This window comes from Cryobacterium sp. GrIS_2_6 (genome assembly GCF_035984545.1).
GTDB lineage: Bacteria > Actinomycetota > Actinomycetes > Actinomycetales > Microbacteriaceae > Cryobacterium.
In genome coordinates this window covers 3,888,335-3,910,325 of the sequence record NZ_JAXCHP010000001.1, presented here as the reverse complement: position 1 = coordinate 3,910,325, position 21,991 = coordinate 3,888,335, and the positions used below count along the sequence as shown (strand labels likewise).

The window sequence follows — 21,991 nt, the reverse complement described above, 5'->3', positions numbered from 1 at the left end:
CAGCACACCGTTCATTGTTCGTTTTCGGTCTCAGGCCGAAGCAGCTAGGAGATAGATCATGGAAACAACGGAGAGTGAGCGGCGCGTTGCTGTCATCATCGAGGACGACGACGATATCCGACATCTCCTCGAGGCCGTGCTGACCCAGGCCGGTTTCGACGCAATCGCGACGAGCAACGGTGTCGACGGCGTGCGCGCGGTGCGGGCGTACGACCCGATCGTCACGACCCTCGACGTGAGCATGCCGGGCATGGACGGCCTCGAGACCGCGAAGCGCATTCGCGCCTTCAGCTCGACCTACATCGTGATGCTCACCGCGCGCGACGAGGAAATCGACACCCTGCAGGGCCTCGAAGCCGGCGCAGACGACTATATGACCAAGCCGTTCCGCCCGCGTGAACTGCGCGCCAGGATCGACGCCATGATGCGTCGTCCCCGTCAGGCCCTCGTCTCACCGTCTTCGAACTATGCGGATGCCCCGTCTGCGGACGCCTCCGACGACTCCGGCTTCCCGGCCGCGCCGGCCGAGTACGCGACCTCAGAGCAGTCCACCACCGACTATGCGCAGGCCGCATCCGCGCCGGAGTACGCGCAGGCTCCTCCGGTCGAGTACCGTCCGGCCGCCGCGGCTCCGCAATACCAGCAGCCGCCCGCTGCGCAGCCGACGACTTACCAGCAGGCCCCGCAGTACCAGCAGGCACCGCCCGTGCAGTACCAGATGGCGCCGCCCCCGCAGGCCGCCCCGCCGGTGAAGTACCAGCAGGCTCCGCCGCCCGGATACGTTCCCGCGCCATCTGGCTGGGTCCCCGCCCCGGTCGAGTACGCGCCTGCGCCCCCGCAGGGCTGGGCGACCGCCCCGACGCCGGCGGCTCCCCCTGTGGCCCAGCCGCCGGCATCCGCCCCCTCGAACGCGCTCGCACTCATCGCGCCGCAGCCCGCCGTTCCGGAGGCCGCGGACTGGATGGAGCACAACGGCCTGCGCCTCAGCCCGGAAATGCGTCTCGCGGTGCTCGGCACGGCGGAGCTCGACCTCACCCGCACCGAATTCGACCTGCTCGCCGCGTTGCTCGACTCCAAGCGCCGCGTGCGCAGCAAGGCCGACCTCGCTCTCCTCCTGCGCGGCGAAAGCTACGTGACCGCGTACTACGTGAACGAGGCCGACAAGCGTGCCGTCGAAGCGCACATGGGCAACCTTCGCCGCAAGCTCGGCGACAGCCTCACCACCCCGCGCTGGCTCGAGACCGTGCGCGGCGTCGGTTACCGGCTGGCGGCTTCCGAAGACGACTGAGGCCCGGCTCTCCACCGGAACTCCGCGGGGGCGGGCCTGAGGCCCGTCCCTGTTTCAGTGCGCGTGCGGCGCGGGGAATTCCCAGCGCTGCGGCGGAACCGCACGGTCGCCGAAGTGGGACTGCTGCTCATGCTGAGCCTGCTGTTGCCCCTGGTGCTCCTGCCGGGCCTTCTGGGCGCGTTCGGCGTCTTCTGCCCTGGTCGTCAGCACGGCGAGCTCGGCGCAGGTGGCTTCGCCGACCTCGACAAGCCGCGGCATGTGTTGCAGGCATCCCGGCAGATCATTGCGGGAGAGCGCACTGTGCACCAGGGCGGCGGTCGCTTCGAGCACGACGGCTCCCACCATCGTGCTCGTTGAACGGATGCTGAGGAGGACGACGTGCGCCTCTTCCAGGTCAGGCCGGGCGAGGGACTCTGCGAGCCGCTCGGCCCGGCTGGGCCAGAGGGCGACGAAGTCGCGCAGGAATCGGTGGCGCAGCGAGGTATCGCCGCCCACCTGGTTGAGCAGCGTCTCGAGCGCCCCGTCTTCGAGTAGGGCGATCACACCCGGTAGCCCCGGTGACGCTTGACGAGTGTGCCGAACATGGTGAGGGTCTGGATGATGGTGGTGACACCGAGGATCGGCCAGCCGATCCAGAGGACCGTCGACTGCGCCACCACGGGCAGCTGCAGCCAGATGAACACGAGCGCGGCGAAGAAGGCCGTCGCGAAGATGAGCGGGAAAAGGAAGGCGTTTCCGGAGCCGCGCTCTGCCTTGGCCTGCTCCGCCCAGTTGTCGACCTGCTTGTTGCTCGCGAACTTCGTCCAGGCCCTGAGGAAATGTCCGATTCGCACCCACATGTAGATCTCTGCGGGGAACCAGGCCAGCGCGAAGAAGAAGTCCCGTCCATTGCGGTTTTTCATCGACCAGGCCGTGCGGAAGTTGAGCAGCAGTGCGACGAGCGGCGGGATCAGCCAGACCGGGCTGAACACGAAGGCGCCGATCGACAGGGATGCGGCGAGCAGGAGGATGAACAGACCACGGGTGAGGATGTTGACGGCCATCGAGAAGTTCTCGATCCAGCGGAGCCGGAGGTTGGGGTGGAAGGGCTGCCCCTTCGTGTCGCCGCGCTGGCCGGGCCACATCAGCTCGATGGCGCCGAAGTTCCATTTGACCTGCTGGGCGTCGAGGCCGCGCAGGGTCGTCATGCCGCCGACGTTGGCGCGGGCCTGGGCGCTGATCTTGGTCAGGTAGCCGGCGCTCTTGATCTGCAAGGAGAGGAGGGAGTCCTCGACCTCGCTGTCCTTCACCCACGGAGTGGACTGCTTGCTGTCGATCATGACTTCCTGGAGGGTCCGGATCGAGAAGATCGAGAACTGCCCGCCCAGGACGGCCATGTTGCGGCCGCGGAGCATGTTCTGCATGTTGAAGGCGGCGAACTGGGTGCGCTGGCCGGCGATGAGGAACTTGCCCATCGTGCCGTCGATCTGGCTGTCGTCGATGCTGTAAATGGCGGAGATGCCGCCGACGCGGGTGTCGGAAGAAATCTCGGCCTCGAGGTGCCAGACCGCCCGGGGGTCTGCGGTGGTGTCGCCGTCGACGCCGAGGAGGTAGTCGCAGCCCTCGATAAGTGAGAAGCCGTAGTTGAGCGCACCGACCTTCTTGTCCGGGTTCTCCCCGATGTCGTGGACGAAGATCTCGGTGAACTGTTCGACACCGTCGGTCATCCGCATGTGCGGGCCGGCGTAGTGGCTGGCGATCTCGACCGTGTCGTCCGTCGTGTTGTTCACAACGACGTGGATCACGTCGGGAAGACGGGTCTGGGCGAGCAGGGAATCCAGGACTGAAGCGATGGAGTCCGCTTCGTTGTACGCAGGAACGATGCACCCGATGGTCGGGCGGAACACGGGCAGAGCGTCGACGATTTCCGTGAAATCGTTCGCGTAGGCCGCGAGGGTAGGGTCAACCGGGGGCTGGGCCTTGACATACGGGGAATTCTGGGGGTTCTCGTTCACAGGTCTTACTCTCCCATCCGAACCGCAACTTTTGCCACAGCCCCGGCCAAGGTCTCCGCAAGATAAGCTCAAGCGCAGCCCCCTGTCCGGGCTTGAACCACGATCTACGGGAGTCCTCATGCCTGCTCGTTCCCTCTCACGAGTGCTCCCCGCACTCGGTCTGGGCCTTCTGCTCACAGCGGGTCTGAGCGGATGCGGCCAGGCACCCTGGTCGACGGGTCTCGCCTCGAGCACGCCGACGGCCACCTTCTCGGTGGCACCGATCATTCCGGTGATCAACGACCTCGCGACCGGTTCGACGACCCGCAACCTCAAGGCCGGCGATGTCACCCTCGCCGTGAACTACTGGTCGACGCTCAACATCGGCGAATGGACACCCGCCGCGAACAAGCCGATCAGCTTCTCGCTGATCGGAACCCTCGGCACGGACGACGGCCAGGCCGTCTACCTCTCCCGGGTGAGCGTCGTCGCGTCCGTGAAGGGCCCCAGCGGTCCCCTGACCGCCCCGCCCGCCTCGGTCGACCAGGCCTCGATCGCGCCCGGATACCTGATCAAGACCCCGTACAGCTATAGCCAGACGTTCATCCTGCCCGCGGTCGACCCCGCTGCGACGAGCATCACGCTCGCATTCACCTACGAGGTCCTCGTGCAGTCGACGCCGACCTCCGCGGCATTCGCCAAGTCGACGGCGAGCGACGAGATCACCGTCGCGCTCACCCCCGCCGGATAGCCGCAGGCCGGCCGGTCTCCGCGACTCATTCCGTCAGGTCTCAGGCGGCTTCGGAGACGACCGTGATGTCGTTGCCACCGCCGCGCTTGAGGGTGCGGATGGCCTCGGTGACGGCCGACGTGAGCACGCCGAGCTCGTAGCCGTGGTCGAAGGTGTCCGCGATGGCGAAACTCGCGGTCAGGCGGATTCGATACGAGTCCGTGACCGGTTCGTCGACGAGCGCGGTCTGGATGCGTTCGGTGATGCTCCGGGCCTCCGTTGCGGACGACACACTGACGAGAATGAGGAAGCTGCCGGCGGCGGGGTGCCCGATCAGGGCCATCACCGGCGCGCTGTACCGCAGAGTCTGGGCGAACCGGGCGATGGCCGCGTCACCGGCGGCGCGCCCGAAGGCGGTGTTGATCTCCGGGAGGTTGTCGATGTCGGCACCGATCACGGCGAGTCCGAGTTGCCAGCGGTCGGCCCTCTCGATGTGGTCGGTCGCCGCCTGCACGAAGGCACAGGACGTCATCACCCCCGCCGCAGAGTGGATGCCATCGGTGAAGTCCCCGACGGCATTGTTGCCGAGCTTCTCGGCGCGGAGGATCGAAATGGCGATGGAACCGACCACGATCAGGGACATGTTGACGATCGACGCAGATCCGGTTCCGAAGAACCGGGAGAAGTCCGGGTCGTCGTGGCCGAGCACAATAAGGGCGACCACCCGCGCCGACGTGTAGATCGTCACGATCCAGAGGCTCAGCCACAGAATCCTGCCGTTGATGTTCCTGCCGAGCCTGCCCCGCAGCGCCTCAGAACCGCCCAGGGCGCCGAAGGCGGCCATGAATACCCAGGTCACCCCGGAGGCGCCCCAGTCGTCTCCGCCCGGCGCGGTGACGAGCGTCCAGATCGCGACGACCGCTCCGGCCGCTCCGACAGTCCAGAGCAGGGACTCCTTCGAGTTGTAGAGGCGGGACCCGCTCCAGAACGCCCCGGACAGCACGACAAGGCCGACGTTGCCGACGATGAGACCCCACCAGTTCGAAGCCCCGATCATCGCCACACCGTAGCCGAAGGCGACGGCGATGCCTGCGATGAAGGCGAGGCTCCAGAGCTTGCCGGCCGCGTCATTGCGGTTGAGGGCTGTATTCAGGATGAACGACACCCCGCAGAGCACGACGATGAGCGCGCTGACGATAAAGAGTGTGGTCGAGTCCAAGTGCTGGGCCCCCTTCTGAGGGCAGTCTACCGGCTGGCGACGGACGTCAGGGGTAGCGTGAAGACCGCCACCGAGCCTTTGCCCTTGGTGGATTCGAGGCGCAGGTCGCCCCCGTGCTTGCGCATGATGTCCCTGCTGATGCTCAGCCCGAGCCCGGTGCCGTGCACGCTCGAATTCCGCACGGAGTCCGCACGGTAGAACCTGTCGAACAGTTTGGTCTGTTCCTCGGCCGTCATCCCCCTGCCGGTATCCGAGATCCGCAGTTCCGCCAGCCCGTCGGCGACGGCCAGCGTCACCCCGATCCGCCCGGACTCGACGTTGTACTTGATCGCGTTCGAGAGGACGTTGTCGACGACCTGCCGTAACCGGAAGGCATCCGCTTCGACCGTGACGGCGGGAAGGGCCTCGACATCGAACGCGATGCTGCGTTTGGAGGCTGACGGGCCGGCGGACTCGAGAGCGTCCGCGACGATCCCGGCCAGGTCGCACGGGGCGACGTTGAGCGGAGGCTCGTGCTTCGAACCACTCGCGTCGGTGAGCAGTCCGGCGACCATCTCGAGCAGTCGGTCGGAGTTCTTCGACGCGACCTCGAGCATGCCCCTGGTCGACGGGTCGAGCCGTTCGTCATCGAGAGCGAGTTCGAGGTAGCCGAGGATGGACGTGAGCGGCGTGCGCAACTCGTGGGACACCGAGGCGACGAGGTCGTCGCGGGCCTGGATCGCCCTGACTTCCGCGGTCACGTCCCGCGAGACCATGACACCGCCGTCGTAGTCGCCGTTCTCGTCGGTGATCGGCCGCGCGGAGACCAGGAGGGCCGCCTGCTGCTGGCCGGGTTCGCCGACCCAGACAGTGAGGCGGTCGATTGTCTCCCCGCGGAGCGCCCGGGAGTACGGCCGGTCCACCTCGTCGTACGGGGTCACCCTGTCTTCGTAGAACACCGTGCTGACGACTGCCGGCCGGTTGTCAGTCGTGCCGTAAAGGGCGAGCAACTCGCGCTGGGCACGGTTCAGGAAATTCGCCCTGGAAGCGCGATCGAATCCGACGACCCCGAAGTCCACAGCGTTGAAGAGTTCGTCCAGGGTCTGCTCCTGGCGGCGTGAACGTCGCAGGGCCGACTCGAACAGGCCGGCCTGCTGGGTCAGGAGCACCCGCTGCGCCGTTGCGCGCTTGGTCGTCAGGTGCGTCGTCACCGCGACGAAGCCCAGCATCGCCGGGATTATCGCGAGCTGGGGAACGTCGGCCAGGGAAATGGGCACGGAACGGAAAAGTGTTCCGCCCCAGAACATGACGGCCGCCAGGATGACGCTCCCCGTCGCACCCCGCGCTCCGAAGTGCGTCGACAGCCAGATCACGGGAAGCACCAGCAGGAAACTCGCGCCGATCGCGGTCGCGGACTGCCAGATCAGCACGATCGCGATGATGTCGACGACGGGAAGCAGGACGATCCAGTTCTTGGAGTGGTCGCTCCAGGTGACGAGGGCACTGACGGCCGTGACGATGAAGATCAGGAGCACACCGAGGAAGAACATCAGGGAGCTCAGCCGCTGGATCGCGGTGAGCCCGGTGACAGCGACGAGGAACAGGGTCGCCCCGGAGAGGAGAAGCTGGGAGAGGAAGACGGAACGGTCGAGGCGCGACAGATTCGACCCCACTGCGCGGTCCATCCCGGTCTCACTCATGGACTGAGACTATCGGTCAGGGCGCCGGGGCTGCAGCAGGAGTCTCTGCTCCAACGGGTGGACCGATCGGGAGGTCACCAACCGGGACGACCGCTGCGGCCCCATAGCGCTCGAGACGAGACAGGGTCTTCTCAAAACTCTCCGGAACGCCGTAGTGGAAACCCTGGGCGCTGCGGATGCCGATGGCAGCAAGGTGCCTGACCATCGCCTCGTTCTCCACGCCCTCGACGATCATCGAGTATTCGAGGTTGTCGCCGAAGCCCTGAAGCGCGGTGAGCACCTCACGCTGGCGGATGTCGTCGAGGTCATCGACGAGGCTGCGATCGATCTTCAGGATGTCCATGGGCATCCGCACGAGCGCGTCCACCGAGGAGTCCTGGGACCCGTAGTCGTCGAGGGCGATCAGCAGCCCCAGGTCGCGCAGCCGGTCGGCCTGCGAGCGGATGGCGGGGGTCACCCGGGCGACGGAACGCTCGTTGAGTTCGAGGCACAGCGAGATTCCCGGATACCGTCCGGCGAGGTCTTCCATGAAGGTGCCGACCCGGTCGGGCACAATCTGCCCGGCCTCGACGTTGATGGCCATGCAGGTGACCCGGGGTTCGACGAGGCGGAAGTCGGCGGCCGCGGCCATGGCCTTCACGGCGACCTGCCGGGTGAGGGCGTCCATCCGGCCGAGTCCCTTGGCCTTCTCCACGATGGACGGCGGCGACAGCGGGCCGAGAACGGGGTCGTTGTAGCGGACAAGTGCCTCGAACGCCCAGATCTGGCCCGTGACGAGGCTGACGATCGGCTGGAACGCGAGCTCGAGGAGATCCTCGTCGATGGCGTGCGCGATGATGTCGTTGATCTGGGAGGAGCGGTGGCTCGAGATGTTGATGCTGCTCTCGTTGGCCGGTCCGCCGTGGCGCCGCGACTTCTTGATCGCGAGCATGGCCCGGTCGGCGTCCTGCACAAGCTGGGAGACATCCGTCTCCCGATGGGCCGAATAGGCGAGGCCGATGCTGAGCGTCGGGGTGTAGTTGCTCGAGCCGAGGGTGAGCGGCTGCACGGAGGTCTCGAGGATACGCTCGGCGATCTCCTTCGCCTCGCCGAGCGAGGCCAGGTGGGTGAGGATCACGACGAATTCGTCGCCGCCAACGCGAGCGACGACGTCGCTCGGTCGCACGACCGTGCGCAGCCTGCGGCCGAGTTCCCTGAGCAGGTCGTCTCCGCTCTGGTGGCCGTGCCGGTCATTGAGGCGCTTGAAGTCATCGAGGTCCAGGAACAGGACGGCGAGGGCCTCGGAATAGTCACGGTGGTCGTTGATGTTCGCGAGCGCCGTCTGGAAGGCCCGGTAGTTCGGCAGGCCGGTCAGGGGGTCGGTGTTGGCGCGGGCGGTGAGGCCGCCGATGTTGTAGTGGGCGCTCATCGCGAGTTCGGCCGCGCGGGCGAGGGCGTTGAGTGCGCTCTTGTCGTCGGCGGTGAAGACGCCGCCCATCGGCTCGCGGCCTGCGACGACGAACCGGGTGTCGGACTCGGACAGCAGGATGGGGGCGCTGATCTCCCCGACGCGCGCCGCGTGGTCGCGCACGGCAACGTACTCGACGCCGATGGTCGTCCGCACGGCCTCGTGAAGCAGTGCGAGGACCCGGGCGGTCGCTTCGGCGTCGTCCTCCGGCCCTGACTGGACCCGGCCGGCGGAGATGTCCTCGCGCCCGGCGGCGCCGAGCGCGGCCGCGCCCGTGATGAGGCCGGTGAGCCGGCTGCGCATCGTGACGACGCGGCCGATGAGCTTGATTCCGACGCCGGCGAGGGTGAAGGCGAGCAGGGTCGCGATCACGAACACGATCGGGTCCCGGCTGACGGCCAGACCGGCGTCGTGGAAGACTACGACGAGCGCGGACAGGACTGCGCAGCCGAGGACCATCAGCGCCAGCCGCGCAGGCGCGATCAGGGGGCCTGTGCGGTTCGCGATCGGCCGGACCAACACCATCCGCAGGTATTCGATGATCGCCACGATAGCGACATACCCGGCGCCAGCGCATGCGGCGGCGAGGTAACTGGGGAGTCCGAAGGCGGTCGCGCCTGCGAGGACGGCGATGGCCGCGGCGCTGCCGGTTCCCGCCAGTCCGGCACTGTAGAGGGCGACGTCGACGCGTCGGGAGCGCACCAGGACGATGAGCAGCACTCCGAGGACGATGGTGCCGGCCGCGGCCAGGGGACTGACGACGGAGAAGAGCACGGGCAGCACCAGGATGGGCAGGCTCACGACGGGGCTGCGATGCCGTTCAGGGCCCAGGCGTACCCAGCAGACGTTGAGCGCCGCGGCGCAGAAAACACCGGTGGCGGCGACCCACCAGGCTGACCCCGGCTGACCGGTCAGCGACAGGATCGCGGAGACCACGACGACGCCGGCGATGGTCGCGAAGAGTGCGATGATCACGCGCCGCGCGCCCTCTGAAACGCGATACCCGCCCATGGTGTTCCACAGTACTGCACGTGGTCCGGCGGTCGCCTCCGCGACCGGAAAAGTCACCGTCGGTCAGGACGCGAGCAGGTCCGCGGCGACGAGTTCGGCGATCTGGACGGCGTTGAGAGCGGCGCCCTTGCGGAGGTTGTCGTTGGTGATGAACAGGGCCAGTCCGCGCCCATCCGGCACTCCGGGGTCCTGGCGGACCCGGCCGACGAAGCTCGGGTCCTTGCCTGCAGCCTCGAGCGGAGTGGGGACGTCCGTGAGCACGACGCCCGGAGCATCCCGGAGCAGCTCGAGCGCACGGGCGACCGAGAGCGGGTTCGCGAATTCGGCGTTGATGGACAGGGAATGGCCGGTGAAGACCGGCACCCGCACGCAGGTGCCCGAGACGAGCAGGTCGGGCAGTTCGAGGATCTTGCGGCTCTCGTTGCGCAGCTTCTTTTCCTCGTCCGTCTCGAAGAGCCCGTCGTCGACGATCGAACCGGCGAGCGGAACGACGTCGAAGGCGATCGGGCGCACGTACAGCACGGGTTCGGGCATCGGGACGGCGGACCCGTCGTGGACGAGCTGGAGAAGGTTGTCGCTGTGCGCGGCGGCGCGGATCTGGCTCGCCAGTTCCTGGGCGCCGGCGAGGCCGCTTCCGGACACGGCCTGGTAGGTGCTCACGATCAGGCGCTGCAACCCGGCTTCGTCGTGCAGGACCTTGAGCACGGGCATCGCGGCCATCGTGGTGCAGTTCGGGTTCGCGATGATGCCCTTGACGGCTTGGTGAATGGCTTCGGGGTTGACCTCGCTGACGACGAGGGGAACGTCGGGGTCCATCCGCCAGCCGGACGAGTTGTCGATCACGGTGACGCCGGCAGCGGCGAACCGGGGGGCCTGGACCTTGGACAAGGTCGCCCCGGCGGAGAAGATCGCGATGTCGAGCCCGGTCGGGTCGGCCGTCGCGGCGTCTTCGACGACGATCCGGTCGTCCTTCCACGGCAGGGTGGTTCCGGCCGAACGGGCAGAGGCGAAGTAGCGGATGCCCGCAACCGGGAAGTCCCGCTGCTCGAGCAGGTGCCGGACGACGGCGCCCACCTGGCCGGTTGCCCCGACGACTCCGATGTGGATTCCTGCTGTGCTGCTCACGGTTTCTTCCCTAGTATCTGTCTGTCGTGCTGTCTGTCGTGCTGTCTGACGGTCTAACTGCGGGTGACGCGGTGTGTGTGGCTCGGCGCCCGGCGATGCCGGGACGGCGCGGCTCAGCGGCCGGTGCCGCCGTGCACGACGGCCTCGGCGTCGTCGTCGAGGTCGAATGCTGTGTGCACGACCCGGAGCGCCTCGTTGATGGTGTCCGCGCGGGTGACGACGGAGATGCGGATCTCGCTCGTCGAGATCATCTCGATGTTGATCCCTGCCTCGTAGAGTGCGGCGAACAGCTTCGCGGAGACACCGGTGTTGGTGCGCATGCCTGCGCCGACGAGGGCGAGCTTGCCGATCTGGTCGTCGTACTGCAGGCTCGCGAACCCGACGTTTCCCCGTTCGTTCGTCAGCGCGGTCAGGACCCGCTGTCCTTCCGACTTCGGAAGGGTGAAGGAGATGTCGGTCAGCCCGGTTGCGGCGGCCGACACGTTCTGCACGATCATGTCGACATTGGCGTTGGTGTTCGCGACGATCTTGAAGATCTGCGCGGCCTTGCCGGGGATGTCGGGAACGCCGACGACGGTCACCTTCGCCTCGCTGAGGTCGGCGGCGATCCCGGCGATGATGGGCTCTTCCACTTTTTCTCCGATCAGGGATTCGGTCGTACTGGAAACGGGAGGCGTGCCGACGGTTCCATCCGGGAGCGCGGTCGCCGGGTCGGTCGTGTCGGGGTTGTACACGATCGTGCCGAGATTGTTGTTGAAGGATGAACGCACGTGCAGGGTCACCCCGTGCCTGCGAGCGTATTCCACGGCCCGGATGTAGAGGACCTTGGCGCCGGCGGCGGCGAGCTCGAGCATTTCCTCGCTCGAGATGCGGTCGAGCTTGTGCGCCCGGGGAACGACGCGCGGGTCCGCGGTGAACACGCCGTCGACATCCGTGTAGATCTCGCAGATGTCGGCGTTCAGGGCGGCAGCGAGGGCGACGGCCGTGGTGTCCGAGCCGCCGCGACCGAGGGTAGTGATGTCCATGGTGTCGCGATTGAAGCCCTGGAAGCCGGCGACGATCGCGACGGCGCCCTCGTCGAGAGCCGAGCGGATGCGACCGGGCGTGACGTCGACGATGCGCGCGGCGCCGTGGTGCGCGTCGGTGATCATGCCGGCCTGGCTGCCGGTGAAGGAGCGCGCGTCGTAGCCCATGCTCTTGATCGCCATGGCGAGAAGGGCCATGGAGATGCGTTCGCCTGCGGTGAGGAGCATGTCGAGCTCGCGCGGCGCCGGGATCGGGGTGACCTGGTGGGCGAGGTCGAGGAGCTCGTCCGTGGAGTCGCCCATCGCGGAGACGGCGACGACGACCTCGTTGCCGGCCTTGCGGGTGTCGACGATGCGCTTGGCGACGCGCTTGATGCTTTCGGCGTCTGCGACGGATGATCCGCCGAACTTCTGCACGATCAAGCTCACGTGGCGCTCCTGGGGGTTCGGGTCTGCGGGCATGGCGGGCATTGCCCCGTCTTCCATCCTAAATGCTGATGTATTCGGCACCGGCAATGTGACGCCGCGCACGCGATGTGTCGACCGGCGGCATCCGCCTCCCCCGGCTGCGCCCGACGCGCCATTTTCGCCGCTTCGCGCCAGGCACGCGTGGCACGAAGCGGCGCACCTGGCGCGTGACGTGTCGCGATGACCGTGCCGTCGATGCGGTCGGCTCGTGACGGTCGGCTCGTGACGGTCGGCTCGTGACGGACAGACAGTCAGCCGGTCACACGGTCAGCCGGTGACGGTACGTCGACCCTCGAAGGCACGGCCGAGGGTGACCTCGTCGGCGTACTCGAGGTCGCCACCGACGGGCAGGCCGGAGGCGAGCCGGGTGACCGTGATCTCCAGGGTCGTCAGGAGGCGCGACAGGTAGGCCGCCGTCGCCTCGCCCTCGAGGTTCGGGTCGGTCGCAATGATGACCTCCTGGACGGTGTTGTCGGAGAGGCGCTGCAGCAGCTGGCGGATGCGGAGCTGGTCGGGTCCGATCCCGTCGATCGGGCTGATCGCGCCGCCGAGCACGTGGTAGAGCCCCTTGAACTCGCGAGTGCGCTCGATCGCCACGACGTCTTTGGCCTCTTCGACGACGCAGATCATCGCGGGGTTGCGGCGCGGGTCGCGGCAGATCATGCACGTCGGCTGCTCGGAGACGTTGCCGCAGATCTCACAGAAGCGCACCTTGTCGCGCACCTCGAGGAGGACATTGGCGAGGTGGGTGACGTCGAAGCTCTCGGTCTGCAGAATGTGGAACGCGATGCGCTGCGCGGACTTGGGCCCGATTCCGGGCAGGCGGCCGAGTTCGTCGATCAGTTCCTGGACGATTCCTTCGTACATGGGTCAGTCGCCTCTGGTTCGGGGTGCCGGTTCGTAGGGCTGTTCTTCGAGGAAGGTCGCACCGAGGACCTCGCGGACGACGGATTCCCCGTAGCGCTGCTTCTCCTCGAAGGCCGGGCTGCGCCTGCCGTTCGGGGTGATGGTGTTCGGCCCGGTGTGCGTGACGTTGCGGTCGACCGGTGCCGGCTGCGCCTGGCTCGCCTGGGCCTGGGCCTGGGACGGCTGGGGCTGAGCTTGGGACGGCTGGGGCGCCCGTTGCGGCTGGCGCGGCGCCGTCGCCTGGCGGGCGCTGCCCGACCGGCCGGGGGCCGCGTGCTCCGGAGGTGCGTCGTCGTCCGGCGGAACGTCGCTGTCATCGTAGGGCGGCGGTTCGTCGTCGTAGGGCGGTTCACTCTGTCGGGCAGCGGATGCCGTGGGGCCGGGCGCCGCCGGAGCCGGGGGTGCCGGTGTTGCCGCGTTCGGTGCTGCGGAAGCCGGCGTGCCGGTCCGGGCAGGTGCGGTCGCGGGGGCCGTCGCCCCGGTGGACGCGTCGCCGGCGCCCGGAATCGCGACGGTCGCCCAGGCTGTGACGGAGCCGGTCGACTCGACGGGGGTGGACCGCGGTGCCGATTCCGACTGAGCGGATGCCCGGGTCGGGGCGTTGGACCCGGCGGCGGCCGAGGGGCCGGTCTGTGATGCTGACGCGTCCGGGCGTCGGAACGGTATGTCGGCTGCGCCGTCGCTCACCGCAGTGGCCGACGCTGCGGCCTGCGACCCGGCGGCGGCAGGGCTCGATGTCTGTGGCTCAGGCACGGGCGACGCACTGGGCACCGCTGATGCGCCGGCGCCGGGCGTTGGCGCTCCGGGCTCGTTGACCCTGGCGAGGAGACGCGGCGTGAAGCCGAGGACCGAGTTGACCGCCCGCTTGAGGCAGTCGCCGACACCCTCCCCCGGCGCGGCGGTCTGCTTGAGGCCGGCGACGTCCTTCTGGCTCGGGAACGAAAGCACGAGGAGGTCCCCGTCTCGGAATTCGAGCACGTTCGCCGTGTAAAGCACCAGCCACGCGCTCGTCTTGGCGATCTGGACGGCCTCGAGGACCTCCGGCCAGGCGTCCTTGACCTGCTGGAAGGTGACCGGCCCGATCGGGCGGGCCGCTGGAACGGCCGCAGGCCCGACGGATGCCTGACCTGCCGGTGCGCTCGAGGGAGAAGGGGCGGCCGCGGGGGCAGTGGGGGCTTCGGGGGCCGGCGCACCGCGATCGGCGACCGGTGCGGGGCGTGAAGCGGGGGCGTGCGAAGCATCCGTCGGGGACGAAACGGCGGGCGTGGCGCGGCTGGGAGGCACCGATGCGGCCGAGCCCGTATCGACACTGCTTGTACCCACACTGCTTGTACCAACACTGCTTGTACCCACACCGATGCGACGCTCGAGCCGTTCGACGCGGGCGAGCGCCCCCCGGGTGGAGTCGTCGCTCGCGGGGATCAGCACGCGGGCGATCATGAGTTCGAGGTGCAGCCGGGGCGAGGTCGCGCCGGTCATCTCCGTGAGTGCGCCGTTCAGGATGTCGGCGGTGCGGGAGAGCTCGGCCGGGCCGAACTTGGCGGCTTGCACGGCCATCCGCTCGATTTCGTCCTGCGGGACCCCGCGAAGCACTGCGGACGCACCCGCTGCGGAGGTCGCCGCTACGACGATGAGATCGCGCATGCGCTCGAGGAGGTCTTCGACGAAGCGTCGTGGGTCCTGGCCGGTCTGGACGACGCGGTCGACCGCGTCGAAGGCTGCGGCGGGGTCGCGGGCGGCGATCGCGTCGATCGACTCGTCGAGCAGGGACGCGCTCGTGTAGCCGAGGAGGGCGACCGCGCGGTCGTACTCCACGGAGTGGTCGTCTGAACCGGCCATGAGCTGGTCGAGGAGCGAGAGAGTGTCGCGGGGCGACCCCCCGCCGGCGCGGACGACGAGCGGCAGCACGCCGGGTGCGACGGCGACCTTCTCGCTCTCGCAGAGCGTCTGCACGTATTCGAGCATCGGGCCCGGCGGGACGAGCCGGAACGGGTAGTGGTGGGTGCGCGAGCGGATCGTGCCGATGACCTTCTCCGGCTCGGTCGTCGCGAAGATGAACTTCACGTGTTCCGGCGGCTCTTCGACGATCTTGAGCAGGGCGTTGAAGCCCTGCGGAGTGACCATGTGCGCCTCATCGAGGATGAAGATCTTGTAGCGGTCGCGGGCGGGCGCGAAGATGGCGCGCTCCCGGATGTCGCGGGCGTCGTCGACGCCGTTGTGGCTCGCGGCATCGATCTCGACGACGTCGAGCGAGCCGCCACCGTCGCGGGAGAGCTCGACACAGCTCGGGCAGACCCCGCACGGGGTGTCGGTCGGGCCCTCTGCACAGTTGAGGCAGCGGGCGAGGATGCGCGCACTCGTGGTCTTGCCGCAGCCGCGAGGGCCGCTGAACAGGTACGCGTGGTTCACCCGATTCGTACGCAGGGCCGTCATCAGGGGTTCGGTCACCTGGGACTGGCCGATCATCTCGGCAAAGGTCTCTGGCCGGTAGCGGCGATACAGGGCGGTAACCACGGGTCAATCGTAGCCGGGACCGCTGACAGTCCCTCCCGGGGGCCGGGGCGGGGGACGGGGACGGCGAGAAATCGGTGTGGCCGCGGTCGGCGCGGGACACGAAACGGGCCCGGGTGCTTCCGGTTCCGTGCAGGACCAGCACGAGGAGCTCATTGCGCTCCGGCAGCACCGGGCCCGGCATCCATTCTCGGCAGCCCGGGCACGGGCTCGCCGGCCGGATCAGCCAGCTCGCGCAGGGCGTCCCGGGGCGTCACCGACTCATCGAGCTCGACCTCGAAGGTGGGCGCCCCCGGAACGGCTTCTGGCAGTTCAGCCGGCACCGACCCATACCGGGCGAGCACCTCGCGGAAGGCGCGGTACTTCTCCGTCACCTCCCCGCTCCCGGAGAGCGGCGCGTCGTAGTCGTAGGAGGTGACCGTCGGCTGGAACACGTCCTTGTCGTTGGCGCCGTTGGTGAAGCCGAAATTGGTGCCGCCGGTGAATATATACAGCGACACGGAAGCGCCGGTGGCCAGCAGGTCGTCGAGCTCACGGGCCGAGTCTTCCGCGGAGGTGGTGTGGTGGTGGGCTCCCCGGTGGTCGAACCAGCCGTTCCAGAATTCGGCGCACACGAGCGGCCCTGTCGGCTGGTGGCGGCGCAGGGTCGCCAGTCGTTCGGTGGCCCGCGACCCGAACGAGCCGGTCTTGTGCAGGCCAGGAAGGCTGCCGTCGGTCAGCATCTGGTCGGTGGGCTGGTCGACCGTGGTGAGCGGCACCGTGATGATTCCGATACCCGGGACCGCGTGCTCGCGGCCATGGATGAGATCGGCTACCGGCCCAACAGCGCCGCCCGCGCCCTCGAGTCGGGCCGGTTCAGCACCATCGGCGTGATCGTGTTCACCCTGTCGAGCGTCGGCAACATGCGCACGTTCGATGCGGTCGCGATGCTCGACCGGATCGACGTGACCGTGCCGACCGGGCTTCCCGTCGTGATCGTCGACTCCGACGCCGGTTCCCGGTACACGGTCGTCGACACCGACCAGACCGAGGGCGCCCGCCTGGCCACCCAGCACCTGCTCAACCTCGGGCACCGCACGGTCTGGCACATCGCCGGCCCGGAGTCCTCCTTCTCGGCCGGTCGCCGCACGGCGTCGTGGCGCAACACCCTGAAGGCGGCCGCTGCTCCGGTGCCCCCCGTGCTCGAAGGGGACTGGAGTGCGCAGAGCGGCTACGTTCACGGGGTGACCCTCGCCGCCGACCCGCTCGTCACGGCCATCTTCGCGTCCAACGACCAGATGGCCCTCGGTGTGATGCGCGCGATGCACGAAGCCGGCCGGGCCCTGCCCGCCGACGTGAGCGTCGTCGGCTTCGACGCCATGCGCGAGTCCGGTGAATTCTGGCCCGCACTGACGACGGTGCACCAGGACTTCGCCCAGGTGGGCCGGCTCTGCATCGAGAAGCTCCTGCGGCAGATCGATTCCCCCCGGTGCGTCCGTTCCCGGCACCACGATCGTGCCCACGCACCTCATGGTGCGCGGAAGCACAGCCCCCAAAACCCCCTGAGGCGCCGTTCGCACGCACCTCGTGTCGTGGGCGGATGACTCCGGCGGGGGCCCGGAGTGCGATGACGCCCCACGGCTTCGCAACGTCGGAGATATTCTCGACGCGCCGCGAGCAAAGTCGGCGGATGCGGCGAGTCGCGAGAATCTCCGACGTTAAGTCGGAGCGACCACGTGCACGCCCTGCGGGACTCACTCGCGCCAGGCATCCGCTGTCGCCCGCCTCAATCACACACTGTCGGTGATTTTCGCGACACGCCGCGAGCAAAGTCGGCGGATGCGGCGAGTCGCGAGAAGCTCCGACGTTACGCCTGTGAGGCCCCGCAGCCGGCCGCACCCGGCGGCACACGGCTCCCCCACAGGCTCGGGGGCCGCGCGGTTCTCCCCAGGCACGCCTCGGCCCGCCTGCCGTCTCGCGCGCGCGCGGCATCCTCACCCCGTGGACGAGATACAGAACCGGAATGCCCCGGCCCCCGCGCCTACGGTCGCAAGCGACGACGCACGCCCCACAACTGCCCCGGCTACGGCCACCACCACCCCTGCAACGTTTCTCTGCGGCTTCGGGCACGCGAGTACGGCCGCCGAACTGCGCCGGTTCGGGGTGACGGCGGCGCGGGTCCGGGCCGCCATCGCCGACGGCACGATCGAACGCGTCGCCCGCGGATCGTATGTGTGTCCACACGCCGGCCGTGACCAGCGCGACGCCGCAGCAGTGCACGCACGAGTTACCTGCCTGAGCGCCCTCGGGCCGGCGCGAGTGTGGACCGGTATGCCGTACGACGCCCTGCACCTGCAGGTGCCGCCGAACGGGCGCGGGAAGCGCCCGTCGCGAACGAGCGAGGGGCGCGTCATCGTCTACCACTGGGCCGCGCCGCGCTACCCGGACCGGGCGAGATCCTGGCTCGTCGGTCCGATGGAGGCGGTGTGGCAGGCGATGCGCTGCCTCGACGAGGAACATGCGATCGCGTGCCTCGAGTCCGCGGTGCACGAAGGGGTACTGACGCGGGCCGAGGTGGACGTGCTGTGTCGTGCGGCTCCGGCGCGGCTGCAGCCGGGCATCCGCGAACTCGAGTTCACGGCAGACTCCGGGCTCGAGACGATCGTGCGCCGGCGTCTCCGGCACGCCTGGTACACGGTCGTCGCGCAGGTGCGGGTGCGCGATATCGGCGACGAGGACCTGCTTGTCGAGGACTGCGTCGCGCTCGAGATCGACGGTGCGCGCTGGCACGGACCCGAGCGGTTCCACCCGGACCGCATTCGCGACCTCAAGACAGAGGCGCTCGGGCGGCGTTCGATTCGACTCACGCACGACCAGGTCCTGCTGGAGTGGGAGACGACATTCCTAGCTATCAAACGTGTGGTCGACGACGCCCTCTACGTGCGAGCGCGCCAGGTCGGACCCGTGCTCTTCGCGAAGCACGACCCGTTCTAGAGCACGGCCTCGCTGCCGGATGCCGCGCCGTAAGGTCGGAGATTTTCGCGACACGCCGCACGACCGGGCAGCGGATGCCGTGTGTCGCGAAAATCTCCGACATTACGTTCGCCGACCCCGCCCACACTCTGAGGGCGGCCTCGGCGGCCCTCTACCGCTGCTCCATTCGCGGGTTAACGACGCGACGGCCGCCCCCCGAAGGGAGCGGCCGTCGACTTCGGTGCTGCTAGATGACGGCGAGGGTCTGGCGAGCGATCTCCAGCTCCTCGTTCGTCGGGATGACAAGCACGGTGACCTTCGAATCATCGGTCGAGATGACGCGGGCGACCCGGGAGAACGGGTCGTTCTTCGCCGGGTCGATCTCGATGCCGAGGAATTCGAGTCCGGAGAGGACGCCGGCCCGGATGATTCCCGAATTCTCGCCGATACCGGCGGTGAAGACGATCACGTCGAGCCCGCCGAGCTGGGCGATGTAGTTGCCCACGTAACCGCGGATGCGGTGGTAGTAGACGTCGAGGGCGGCCTGGGCGACCGCGTCCCCGGCTATGGCGGCGTCCTCGACGTCGCGCATGTCACCATTGCCGGTCAGTCCGAGCATCCCGCTCTTCTTGTTCAGCAGGGTGTCGAGCTCTTCGATCGACATGCCGGCCTTGCGGTGCAGGTGGAACAGCACGGCGGGGTCGATGTCGCCGGAGCGGGTACCCATGACGAGTCCCTGCAGCGGGGTGAGTCCCATCGAGGTGTCGATGGACTTTCCACCGTCGACCGCGCACGCCGACGCCCCGTTTCCGAGGTGCAGCACGATGGTCTTGAGCTCGGCGAGCGGGCGGCCGAGGAACTCAGCAGCGGCTTCGGACACGAACTTGTGCGAGCTGCCGTGTGCTCCATAGCGACGGATCCCGTACTCGGCGGCCAGCGCGGTGTCGATCGCGTAGGTGTACGCCGGTGCCGGCATCGTCTGGTGGAACGACGTGTCGAAGACGGCGACGTGGGGCACGTCCGGGAACTGCGCCCTGGCCGCGTTGATGCCCTGCACGTGTGCCGGGTTGTGGAGGGGCGCGAGGTCGGAGAGCGCGCTGATCTGGGCGAGCACCTCGTCGTCGATCACGGTCGGGCCCTGGAAGATGCTGCCACCCTGCACAACCCGGTGGCCGACGGCCACGAGGTTCGCCGTGCTGAGCTGCGGGCCGCTGGCGGCGAACGCGGCGAGCATCACGGCGAATCCGGCGGTGTGGTCCGGGATCGGCAGCGTCTGCTCGACGCGGTCGGAACCGGCCGCGGCGTGACGGGCGTGCCCGCTCGCCTCACCGATGCGCTCGACGAGACCGCTCGCGAGCTCGGTCTCCGTCTTCATGTCGATCAACTGGTACTTGAACGACGAGGAACCGGAGTTGATGACCAGGACCGCGCTCATGCTGAGACCGTCGCAGTCGCGGCAGCAGCGGCGGCAGCGGAGTCGAGCGACGCCGCCTGGATTGCGGTGATCGCAACGGTGTTGACGATGTCCTGCACAAGTGCTCCTCGGGAAAGGTCGTTGATCGGTTTGCGCAAGCCCTGCAGGACAGGGCCGAGCGCGAGGGCGCCAGCACTGCGCTGGACGGCCTTGTAGGTGTTGTTACCGGTGTTGAGGTCCGGGAAGATGAAGACGGTGGCCCTGCCTGCCACGGCCGAAGCCGGCATCTTCACAGCGGCGACGGCAGCATCCGCTGCCGCGTCGTACTGGATCGGGCCCTCGATGAGAAGGTCGGGGCGACGCTCGCGGACGAGCGCGGTCGCGGCGCGGACCTTGTCGACGTCCGCCCCCTTGCCCGACTCGCCGGTCGAGTACGACAGCATCGCGATGCGCGGTTCGATACCGAACTCGACGGCCGTCTCCGAAGCGGAAATGGCGATGTCGGCGAGCTGCTCGGCGGTCGGGTCGGGGTTCACGGCGCAGTCACCGTAGACGAGGACCTTGTCCGCGAGGGCCATCAGGAACACGCTCGACACGACGGACGTGTTCGGGCGCGTCTTGATGATCTCGAAGCTCGGGCGGATCGTGTGCGCCGTGGTGTGCGTCGCACCGGAGACCATGCCGTCGGCCAGTCCCATCTGCACCATCATCGTGCCGAAGTAGGACACGTCGGTGACGACGTCCCTGGCCTGGTCGATGGTGACGCCCTTGTGGGCGCGCAGGCGGGCGTACTCCGTGGCGAACTTGGTGCGGAGCTCCTCGTTGAAGGGGCTGATCACCTGGGCCTTCCCGATATCGATGCCGAGCCCGATCGCGCGGGAGCGGACCTCGACCTCTTCCCCGAGAATGATGATGTCGGCGACATCGCGGGCCAGCAGGGTCGCGGCGGCGCGCAGCACGCGGTCGTCCTCCCCCTCGGGCATCACGATTCGCTTGCGGTTCTTCCGGGCACGTTCGAGCAGCGTGTACTCGAACATGAGCGGCGTCACGACGTCGGCGCGGCTCACCTTGAGGCGGTCGAGCAGAACGGATGCCTCGACGTGGCCTTCGAAGAGGGCGAGCGCGGTGTCGAGCTTGCGCTGCGAATCCGCGGCCATCCGGCCGGGGGTGTGCGTGATGCGCACCGCGGCCTCGTAGGACGCGAGTTCGGTGCGGATGATCGGCACCGAAGAAGCGAGCCCCTCGACGAGCTGTTCGATCTCCGTCGGGAGGTCGAAGCCGCCGACGAGGATGATGCCCGCGATCGAGGGGAACGTCGCAGAGGAGTTCGCCATCAGCACGGCGAGGAGCACATCGGGACGGTCGCTCGGGATGAGTACGACGGCCCCGTCGAACAGGCGCGGCAACACGTTGACCATCGACATCGCCGCGACGACGACTCCGAGGGCCTCACGGGACAGGAGTGCGGGGTCCCCCTTGACGAGGGTTCCCTGCACGGCCTTGAGGATGCTCTTCATGCTCGGTGCGACGATGTACGGGTCCTCGGGAAGCGCCCAGACGGGCACGTTCGTGAGTTCGCTTCCGGGGGCGTCGACGACGTCGCGGACGGCGCCGATCACGTCGTCCAGGCGCGTCGGATCTGCCCGGTTGACGATGACGCCGAGCAGCGAGACGTGCTCGTTGCGCAGTTCGGCGATGGTGACATCCGTCAGCTGGCGGATGTCGTCCGGCGTGCGCGGGTCGCTCTGACCGAGCCTGTCATCCTGGTTGAGCGTCTCGCCCTGGCCGGAGCCCACGCGTCCGCCGAGAACCAAAAGCACAGGGACGCCGAGGTTGGCGGCGATGCGGAGGTTGAAGGCGAGCTCGGTGGGGCTGCCGACGTCGGTGTAATCGCTTCCGATGACGACGACCGCGTCACACTGGGCCTCGACGGCCTTATAACGCTGAACGATACGACCGAGTGCCGCATCGGGGTCGAGGTGGACCTCGTCATAATGTACGCCCACGCATTCGTCGTAAGTGAGTGGGGTGCTCGTTGCGGCGGTCGCACTCGCGGCCTTGCCTGCGGAGAGGTGCTCGAGCAGGAGCTCGAGCACGTAGTCGGGATGGTTGGAAGAACGGGCGACGGGACGGAAGACGCCGACCCGTTCGACCGAACGAAGCAGGGTGTCCAAAACACCCAGCGCGATCGTAGATTTGCCTGTATAACCCTCGGCGGAGGTGATGTAAATGCTGTCAGCCAC

The 21,991-nt window shown here is 68.2% G+C and carries 15 protein-coding genes and 1 pseudogene; 4 read left to right on the top strand and 12 right to left on the bottom strand.

Annotated elements, in window-relative coordinates; translation table 11 throughout:
• The first annotated feature begins 58 nt into the window (after positions 1 to 58).
• Entirely contained in the window at positions 59 to 1,288 is a 1,230-nt protein-coding gene (locus RCH22_RS18870) for a response regulator (RefSeq protein WP_327015166.1), read from the top strand.
• Between the two features lie 54 nt (positions 1,289 to 1,342).
• Here the strand turns inward: RCH22_RS18870 and RCH22_RS18865 are convergent, their stop codons facing one another.
• Both RCH22_RS18865 and RCH22_RS18860 read right to left on the bottom strand, forming a co-directional pair.
• On the bottom strand, positions 1,343 to 1,831 hold the full coding sequence (locus tag RCH22_RS18865) for a hypothetical protein (RefSeq protein ID WP_327015165.1): 489 nt from the start codon (positions 1,829 to 1,831) through the stop codon (positions 1,343 to 1,345).
• Positions 1,828 to 3,282: a glycosyltransferase family 2 protein gene (locus tag RCH22_RS18860; RefSeq protein WP_327015164.1), complete on the bottom strand. Its 1,455-nt coding sequence runs from the start codon at positions 3,280 to 3,282 to the stop codon at positions 1,828 to 1,830. Before RCH22_RS18860 ends, RCH22_RS18865 begins: the two co-directional genes overlap by 4 nt.
• A gap of 118 nt (positions 3,283 to 3,400) precedes the next feature.
• On the opposite strand from RCH22_RS18860, the gene RCH22_RS18855 reads away from it, so the two are divergent.
• Positions 3,401 to 4,012 carry a hypothetical protein gene (locus RCH22_RS18855; protein WP_327015163.1) on the top strand — a complete coding sequence of 204 codons (612 nt, stop codon included), beginning with the start codon at positions 3,401 to 3,403 and terminating at the stop codon, positions 4,010 to 4,012.
• Positions 4,013 to 4,052: 40 nt separating this feature from the next.
• On the opposite strand, the gene RCH22_RS18850 is transcribed toward RCH22_RS18855, so the two are convergent.
• From RCH22_RS18850 to RCH22_RS18815, 8 genes and pseudogenes are all read right to left on the bottom strand, one after another.
• The gene (locus RCH22_RS18850) at positions 4,053 to 5,210 is read right to left on the bottom strand and encodes a diguanylate cyclase (protein ID WP_327015162.1); all 1,158 of its coding nucleotides are present in this window, start codon (positions 5,208 to 5,210) and stop codon (positions 4,053 to 4,055) included.
• Between the two features lie 26 nt (positions 5,211 to 5,236).
• Positions 5,237 to 6,889 (bottom strand): ATP-binding protein, encoded by a 1,653-nt coding sequence (locus tag RCH22_RS18845; RefSeq protein WP_327015161.1) that lies wholly within the window; start codon positions 6,887 to 6,889, stop codon positions 5,237 to 5,239.
• A gap of 16 nt (positions 6,890 to 6,905) precedes the next feature.
• Positions 6,906 to 9,311, bottom strand: coding sequence for an EAL domain-containing protein (locus RCH22_RS18840; RefSeq protein ID WP_327015160.1), 2,406 nt, complete (start codon positions 9,309 to 9,311; stop codon positions 6,906 to 6,908).
• Between the two features lie 99 nt (positions 9,312 to 9,410).
• Positions 9,411 to 10,472, bottom strand: coding sequence for an aspartate-semialdehyde dehydrogenase (locus tag RCH22_RS18835; RefSeq protein WP_327015159.1), 1,062 nt, complete (start codon positions 10,470 to 10,472; stop codon positions 9,411 to 9,413).
• A gap of 113 nt (positions 10,473 to 10,585) precedes the next feature.
• On the bottom strand, positions 10,586 to 11,926 hold the full coding sequence (locus RCH22_RS18830; protein WP_327015572.1) for an aspartate kinase: 1,341 nt from the start codon (positions 11,924 to 11,926) through the stop codon (positions 10,586 to 10,588).
• 306 nt (positions 11,927 to 12,232) lie between these two features.
• Positions 12,233 to 12,832 carry a recombination mediator RecR gene (recR, locus tag RCH22_RS18825; protein ID WP_327015158.1) on the bottom strand — a complete coding sequence of 200 codons (600 nt, stop codon included), beginning with the start codon at positions 12,830 to 12,832 and terminating at the stop codon, positions 12,233 to 12,235.
• A 3-nt stretch (positions 12,833 to 12,835) separates the two neighbouring features.
• On the bottom strand, positions 12,836 to 15,385 hold the full coding sequence (locus RCH22_RS18820) for a DNA polymerase III subunit gamma and tau (protein WP_327015157.1): 2,550 nt from the start codon (positions 15,383 to 15,385) through the stop codon (positions 12,836 to 12,838).
• A 302-nt stretch (positions 15,386 to 15,687) separates the two neighbouring features.
• Positions 15,688 to 16,152: pseudogene (locus tag RCH22_RS18815) on the bottom strand (beta-galactosidase); the annotation flags it as partial.
• A 27-nt stretch (positions 16,153 to 16,179) separates the two neighbouring features.
• Here RCH22_RS18815 and RCH22_RS18810 point away from each other — a divergent pair.
• Both RCH22_RS18810 and RCH22_RS18805 read left to right on the top strand, forming a co-directional pair.
• Positions 16,180 to 16,965 (top strand): substrate-binding domain-containing protein, encoded by a 786-nt coding sequence (locus RCH22_RS18810; RefSeq protein WP_327015156.1) that lies wholly within the window; start codon positions 16,180 to 16,182, stop codon positions 16,963 to 16,965.
• Between the two features lie 397 nt (positions 16,966 to 17,362).
• Positions 17,363 to 18,355 (top strand): hypothetical protein, encoded by a 993-nt coding sequence (locus RCH22_RS18805; RefSeq protein ID WP_327015155.1) that lies wholly within the window; start codon positions 17,363 to 17,365, stop codon positions 18,353 to 18,355.
• Positions 18,356 to 18,581: 226 nt separating this feature from the next.
• On the opposite strand, the gene RCH22_RS18800 is transcribed toward RCH22_RS18805, so the two are convergent.
• Positions 18,582 to 19,769, bottom strand: coding sequence for an acetate kinase (locus tag RCH22_RS18800; RefSeq protein ID WP_327015154.1), 1,188 nt, complete (start codon positions 19,767 to 19,769; stop codon positions 18,582 to 18,584).
• Positions 19,766 to 21,991: a phosphate acetyltransferase gene (gene pta / locus RCH22_RS18795; RefSeq protein WP_327015153.1), complete on the bottom strand. Its 2,226-nt coding sequence runs from the start codon at positions 21,989 to 21,991 to the stop codon at positions 19,766 to 19,768. The genes RCH22_RS18800 and pta overlap by 4 nt, the downstream gene beginning before the upstream one ends.

Excerpts from the sequence above, each read along its gene's own strand:
- RCH22_RS18870 (WP_327015166.1), top strand. The coding sequence starts at position 59 with ATGGAAACAACGGAGAGTGAGCGGCGCGTTGCTGTCATCATCGAGGAC.
- RCH22_RS18855 (WP_327015163.1), top strand. The coding sequence starts at position 3,401 with ATGCCTGCTCGTTCCCTCTCACGAGTGCTCCCCGCACTCGGTCTGGGC.
- RCH22_RS18845 (WP_327015161.1), bottom strand. The coding sequence starts at position 6,889 with ATGAGTGAGACCGGGATGGACCGCGCAGTGGGGTCGAATCTGTCGCGC.
- recR (WP_327015158.1), bottom strand. The coding sequence starts at position 12,832 with ATGTACGAAGGAATCGTCCAGGAACTGATCGACGAACTCGGCCGCCTG.
- RCH22_RS18810 (WP_327015156.1), top strand. The coding sequence starts at position 16,180 with ATGGATGAGATCGGCTACCGGCCCAACAGCGCCGCCCGCGCCCTCGAG.
- RCH22_RS18800 (WP_327015154.1), bottom strand. The coding sequence starts at position 19,769 with ATGAGCGCGGTCCTGGTCATCAACTCCGGTTCCTCGTCGTTCAAGTAC.